Source organism: Ruminobacter amylophilus, from assembly GCF_900115655.1.
Classification (GTDB): Bacteria; Pseudomonadota; Gammaproteobacteria; order Enterobacterales; family Succinivibrionaceae; genus Ruminobacter; species Ruminobacter amylophilus.
Window position 1 is genome coordinate 1 of the sequence record NZ_FOXF01000022.1, and the last position, 5,661, is coordinate 5,661.

At 41.1% G+C, this 5,661-nt stretch carries 3 protein-coding genes and 1 tRNA gene; all 4 read right to left on the reverse strand.

The window, feature by feature from the left end:
• Window positions 1-1,703: 1,703 nt before the first annotated feature.
• Entirely contained in the window at window positions 1,704-4,115 is a 2,412-nt protein-coding gene (gene pnp / locus BMY80_RS06715; RefSeq protein ID WP_093142204.1) for a polyribonucleotide nucleotidyltransferase, read from the reverse strand.
• A gap of 290 nt (window positions 4,116-4,405) precedes the next feature.
• Window positions 4,406-4,675: a 30S ribosomal protein S15 gene (rpsO, locus tag BMY80_RS06720; RefSeq protein WP_031580375.1), complete on the reverse strand. Its 270-nt coding sequence runs from the start codon at window positions 4,673-4,675 to the stop codon at window positions 4,406-4,408.
• 151 nt (window positions 4,676-4,826) lie between these two features.
• Window positions 4,827-5,360, reverse strand: a complete 534-nt coding sequence (gene ruvC / locus BMY80_RS06725; RefSeq protein ID WP_031580378.1) for a crossover junction endodeoxyribonuclease RuvC — start codon at window positions 5,358-5,360, stop codon at window positions 4,827-4,829.
• Window positions 5,361-5,585: 225 nt separating this feature from the next.
• Window positions 5,586-5,661, reverse strand: a tRNA-Lys gene (locus tag BMY80_RS06730).

A 5,661-nucleotide genomic window follows, 5' to 3' on the forward strand; every position in this document is an offset into this window, starting at 1 on the left:
CAGCGTACTTATCTTTATTTACTCCGTAAACAATAACAACAGTATTTTTAGGTCTTTCTACATCAAGAATATCTCTAGGTATTGGCATATCAAACTCCGTAAATATATAGTCTAATTATAAGTTATAATTAGACTATATTCAAGAAAAATTTCACAATTTTGTCGATATTTTTTAATTTTTTTAGGGAGAAAACAGGCTTTATATCTACCTGAAAACTGAGGAAGTTATGTTGTTGATTGGTATATGGAGTAAATAATGAGATATTGAAACAAGATGTGCTCAATATTTGCACATCTTATATAGTATTATTAATTGGGAAAGTTCTACTTAAGTAAAAAATGTTAGCTCTTTTAGAGTGCAGAATGGTTTTCATCTCTGATGGTTTAAAATCATCCATCTTTAAAATTCCTATTAATAACAATACATTTAATATATTATTTTATTGTCATATTATTTATACAAGAGATTTTATTATAACCTGACTCTATATCAATAATTAAAACTTTTTCTACTATACTTATCAAAAAATATTATTTATCGACAAACAAAAAGCCACCATATTTTTAGTATTAATTCCGTTATTGATCACAATGATTGATAATGGAGTTTCTATTACAAAGTTTACTTATGACCAATTACTACAAATTGTTGAAGACTGTAAGAAGATTGGACTTACTGCAACCGAAAGAAAATGGTACATATCAAAGAAACATCTATACAGAGTTTAAAAAAATAGAGGAATAATTATTTATTTCCACATAAAGGGAAAAATAATTCCCCTGTAAAATTAAAATTGGATGTTGTGCTTGCTTATGAAAATGGTGAAGGATCATTCTCGGTTCTGATCATTAAATATGGAATTTCTAACTAAGCTGTTTTAAAAATTTGGTATCATATTTATCAGTCAAAGGGATAATAAAGTCTGAAAAACATGAAGAAATCTGGCTGACAAAAAAATGAAGTCATGGATAACAAAATAGAGAAAATCTAGACTTTCTGTTAAGTTCGATAAAGAAGATTATACAAAGAAAGAAATAAAGGCATTAAAAGAAGAACTTTTAATACTTCGTTGCCATGAATAATCCTCAAAAAATTTGATACCTTACTCCAAAACTATCTAAAAAAGAAAACAGCAAATAAAAGCAAAATTAGTACTTGAGCTAAGGCAAAAATATCCATTCAAAATGCTTTTAGAAAAATCCGAGATGAGTATGGTTCATATCTTTATCAATTTCATAAAGCTCCTTCTAAAAGCCTTGACGCTGTCAATAGTAAACAGATTCTTGCTATCAGAAGGTTTCATTCTGACATCAAGGGACGACGTATAATGTATGCGTTACGCAACCAGGACATACATGGATGGTAATATCATAATATTCGCTATTGCAACTGGCTTAAAAAGCCCAATTTTGTCAAAAGCAAGCCCCGAAAAGCTACTACACATGACAACATTATGATTGAGATATTCTTTGGCAGAATGAAAGTTTAAATGTTTATGGGGGAAAAAACATTTAAGAAATTAAGTGACTTAGGGAAAGCAATTAAGGATTCTATAAACTTGTATAACAAAGACTGAGTAAGTAAAAAGTTAAAAGGCCTGTCTCCAATCAATTTTAGGAAACAAGCCTTAAATTCTGTTAGTATTATCTAGAAATTTAAGTGATCAATTTCTGGAGCCATACTAAACTCTATATCAGACTGATTAGTCTTCTTTCTTTTCCTGTTCCGGTTCGGCAGCAGGTTCGGTTGCTTCAACTGAAACAACGTTCTTCATGCTGTCAGCACCGGCAGCAATAGCGCCGTCAAATTCAGGTTCAGGATCTGCCTGAGCAACACTGTCAACCTGAGCTGCAATATCAACTACGGTTACAGGCTTGCTTTCTTCAGCAGGAGCTGCTTCTTCAACAGCTGGTGCGGCAGCTTCTTCAACTGCAGGAGCGGCTTCAGCAGCATCGGCGGCAGGAGCAACAGGAGCTTCAGCAGCTGGAGCTTCTTCCTTCTTTTCTTCTGCTACAGGAGGTTCGAGAAGTGCCTTGATTGAAAGCTTGATACGGTTCTGACGGTCGATTTCAAGAACCTTAACGTCAACCATATCACCTTCCTTGAGGTAGTCACTTACATTTTCAACACGGTCATAAGAGATGTGAGAAATGTGTACAAGACCATCCTTGCCAGGAAGAATGTTTACGAAAGCACCGAAGTCGGTGATCTTTGATACCTTACCGTGGTATACCTTGCCGATTTCAACTTCAGCAACGATTGCTTCAATCTTTTCAACAGCCTGACGTGCCTTGGTGCCGTCGGTAGATGAAATCTTAACGATACCTTCATCGCTGATATCGATGGTGGTGCCGGTTTCTTCAGTAATTGCTCTGATTACCGCACCGCCCTTACCGATTACATCCTTGATCTTGTTAGGATTGATCTTCATGGTGGTTACGCGTGGAGCGAATTCTGAAACGTCAGCACGTGGAGCACTGATTGCCTTGTTCATTACGGAAAGGATGTGCATACGGGCTTCATGAGCCTGCTTCAGTGCGATCTGCATGATTTCCTTGGTGATACCGTTGATCTTGATATCCATCTGGAGAGCGGTAACACCTTCAGTGGTACCTGCTACCTTGAAGTCCATATCGCCGAGGTGGTCTTCATCACCGAGAATATCGGTGAGAACCTGGAACTTGTCGCCTTCCTTCACAAGACCCATTGCAATACCTGCAACGGCAGCCTTACAAGGAACACCTGCATCGAACAGGGCAAGTGATGAACCGCATACGGAAGCCATTGAGCTTGAACCGTTTGATTCAGTGATTTCTGATACTACACGGATAGTGTATGGGAATTCTTCCTTTGAAGGAAGAACTGCGCTTACGCCTCTCTTAGCCAGACGGCCGTGACCGATTTCACGACGCTTTGGAGAACCGATTCTGCCGATTTCACCTACAGAATATGGAGGGAAGTTGTAGTGAAGCATGAATCTGTCAACTCTTTCACCGCAGAGTTCATCGATAATCTGTGCATCTCTTTCAGAAGCGAGAGTACAGGTTACCATAGCCTGGGTTTCACCGCGGGTGAACAGAGCTGAACCGTGTACGCGAGGAAGTAAACCGGTACCGATGGTTAAAGGACGTACCATCTTGGTGTTACGGCCGTCGATACGAGGTTCGCCGTTTAATACGCGGGTTCTTACGATGTTCTTTTCGAGAGAGTGGAAATATTCACAGGCACGGAGTTCATTTAATTCAGTACCGTTTGCTTCGGCATCAGCCTTGAGAGCAGCGAGAACGTCATTCTTGATGGCGGCAACGGTGTTCTGTCTTTCAAGCTTGTCGGTAATGCGGTAAGCGTCACCTAAACGGGCTGAAGCGAGTTCAGCGATCTTGTCCTTGAGGGCCACGTCAACTTCAGGAGCCTTCCAGTCCCAAGGAGTCTTGTTAACTTCTGCAGCAAATTCCTTGATGCTGCTGATTACGGTCTGCATCTGTTCGTGACCGTACATTACTGCACCGAGCATGGTTTCTTCAGGAAGAATGTCTGCTTCTGATTCTACCATGAGCACTGCAGGTTCAGTACCTTCTACAACGAGGTCCAGCTTGCTTTCAGGCATTTCTGAACGTAACGGATTCAGAACATATGAACCGTTGATGTAACCTACGCGGGCTGCACCGATAGGACCGTTGAACGGAATACCTGATACGGCAAGTGCGGCACTGGTACCGATGATTGAAATGATGTCTGTAGGGATTTCAGGATTTGCTGAAACCACGGTTACGATTACCTGAACGTCATTGGTAAAACCTTCAGGGAATAACGGACGGATTGGACGGTCAATTAAACGGGCAATAAGCGTTTCACCTTCTGAAGGACGACCTTCACGCTTGAAATAACCGCCTGGAATTCTACCGGCGGCGTAGGCTCTTTCCTGATAGTCCACGGTTAACGGGAAGAAGTCACGATCTTCACCTACCGCATCCTTGACACCTACTACGGTTACGAATACTGAAGTATCATCCATACTTGCCATAACGGCTGCGTCAGCCTGACGACCCATGGCACCTGTTTCTAAAGTAACGGTATGCTTACCGTACTTGAATTGCTTTACTATAGGTTTCACTCTTTATTACCTTTTTCTATCACAAATTAACTCACAATTGTTCGCACAATAGTATAAACGTTGCGATAGACTCTATCAACATAAAACAATTAGTTGGGACGATAAGTTTGTGAATTGTCTAAAATAATTGCACATGGCAGATGACAATAACGTGAAGACCGTCGCGTACGGTCCTGAAAAAACATTCCGGAAAAATCCCGCTGAAACAAAAAAAGCCTGAATCTGAATTCAGGCTTTCGCTCTTTCGAACTGTCCCCGGACAGCATGTCGTCCGGGGTAAAACGACCGTACTAGCGACGGAGGTTAAGCTTAGCACGAAGTTCGTTGTAACGTTCTTCGCTCTTACGCTTTAAATAGTCGAGAAGCTTACGTCTTTCAGCAACCATGCGAAGAAGACCACGACGACCGTGGAAGTCCTTCTTATGGATTGAGAAGTGTTCCTGGAGGTGGTTGATCTGAGCAGTTAATAAAGCGATCTGAACTTCTGGTGAGCCAGTATCATCCTTTGAACGTGCATATTCAGCAACAATCTGCTTCTTAGCTTCAGTACTTAGTGACATTATATAATCTCCAATAGATTTTCAAATTCGCCCAAAGCCGATCACTAACTCAGCCTGGGTACCAAAAAGTGAGCGAATTTTGACATATATTTGCAAAATATGCAAGTGATTTAGACATTCGGCACCGATAAATTTTTCGGAAAGAGCCGAATCAGTAAAGTCTGCCCTTGGACATACCCCTGGTATTCTTGAGTCCGCCAAGTTCCATGCCGATTAGCGAGGTTATGGCATGAGCGTGACAGATGGCTCCGGCAAGGGCGTCCGCGGCATCAGCCATGGGACACCTGTTAAGCTTGAGAATGCTCACGACCATGGCCTGAACCTGTTCCTTCTGAGCGTTACCGTAACCTACTACGGACTGCTTGATCTGACGGGCACTGTATTCATATACGGGAATATTGCAGTTTACGGCAGCCACGATGGCGGCACCTCTGGCCTGCCCCAGCTTCAGGGCACTTGCGGCATTCTTTGACAGGAACACTTCTTCTATCGCGAAGTAGTCCGGATGAAACTGGGTAATAATCTCACGCACTCCGTCATATATCTGACCGAGCTTTGGAGGAAGACGATCTCCGGAAGTCCTGATACAGCCGGAACCAAGATATTTGATTTTCTGTCCCACGCTTTCTACTATACCGTACCCCGTAACTCTTGAACCGGGATCTATTCCCAATATGATAGCCAATTCATTCCCCAGATATCTGTTTACACAGCAATGATTTAAAAATAACTATACTAATTATACATGATTTAATTCAAAGAATCCCTGCCGGTTTTCCGAATGCGGAATTAATGAACAGAAGACAGTTTAATGTAATTCAGGATAAAAAAAATGAATTAAAATTTTAAATTTCAAAAAAAACGAAAAATAAATCAAAATCTGTCTGATGTCTTAATGATGAAATCGAAATGGTGGGTCCTCAGGGACTCGAACCCTGGACCAATTGATTAAGAGTCAACTGCTCTACCAACTGAGCTAAGGACCC